Annotated in this window: 2 protein-coding genes; both read right to left on the reverse strand. The window is 65.9% G+C overall.

What is annotated here, in order from left to right; translation table 11 throughout:
- A partial coding sequence (locus tag ACEN88_RS32240) for an ATP-binding cassette domain-containing protein (RefSeq protein ID WP_413346289.1) occupies positions 1–310 on the reverse strand: 310 nt, incomplete at its 3' end.
- A 3-nt stretch (positions 311–313) separates the two neighbouring features.
- A partial coding sequence (locus ACEN88_RS32245; RefSeq protein WP_413346291.1) for a carbohydrate ABC transporter permease occupies positions 314–1,184 on the reverse strand: 871 nt, incomplete at its 5' end.

Consider the following 1,184-nt stretch of genomic DNA (forward strand, 5'->3'; position numbering starts at 1 on the left):
CCGCGATGCGCAGGCCGAACGACATATTGTCCTCGACGGTCATCGTCGGGTACAGCGCATACGACTGGAACACCATGCCGATGCCGCGTTCGCTCGGATCGGCGTCCGTCATGTCGCGCCCGCCGATCTCGATGGCGCCGGAATCGCTGTCGACGAGGCCCGCGATACTGTGCAGCAGCGTCGACTTGCCGCAGCCGGAGGGTCCCAGCAGCACGAGGAATTCGCCGGGTTCCACGCACAGGTCGAGGTCGCGGATGATGGGCTTGCCGCCCAGGACAATGTTCAGTTTGCGCAGCGAGACGTTCGCCATTCCCTATCCTTTCACGGCGCCGGCGGCGATGCCGCGCACGAACCAGCGGCCGGAGAAAAAGTACAGCGCGAGCGGCACGAGCGCCGTGAGGATCGTCGCCGCCATGTTCACGTTGTACTGCCGCACGCCTGTCGTCGTGTTGATCACGTTGTTCAGCTGGACCATCATCGGCATGTTGTCGCGCCCCGCGAACACCAGGCCGAGGATGTAGTCGTTCCACACGCCCGTCACCTGCATGATCGCCGCGACGACGGCGACCGGCAGCGACATCGGCAGCATCACCTGCAGGAAGATGCGCCAGAACCCGCCGCCATCGATGCGTGCGGCCTGGAACAGCTCATGCGGCACGTTGCAGTAGTAATTCCGGAACAACAAGGTCATCACGGGCATGCCGAAAACCAGGTGCACGAGCACGATCGCCGGCAGCGAACCGAAGATGCCTGCCAATGCCATCACGCGCACGAGCGGGTAGATCATCACCTGCACGGGCACGAACGCGCCCGCCATCAGGATGCCGAACAGGAGGTTCGCGCCGCGCGGCCGCCAGAACGACAGCGCGTAGCCGTTCACGGCGCCCAGCAAAATCGGCAGGATTGTCGACGGCACGGTGATGGCGACGGAATTCCAGAACCCGGTGCGCACGCCGTCGCACGCGGCGCCCGTGCACACGCCGCTCCACGCGAGGCGCCACGGCTCCAGCGTGAGCGCGTGCGGCAGCGCGAAGATGCCGCCCTGGCGGATCTCGTCCATCGACTTCAGCGACGTCACGATCATCACGTACAGCGGCAGCAGGAAGAACAGCGCGGCGCCCAGCAGGAACACGTACAGGCCGATGCGGGCCGGTGTCCAGCGGGGGCGCGCATCGGCCTGTACG

This window comes from Massilia sp. CT11-108 (assembly GCF_047302915.1).
Lineage (GTDB): Bacteria > Pseudomonadota > Gammaproteobacteria > Burkholderiales > Burkholderiaceae_D > Telluria > Telluria orientalis.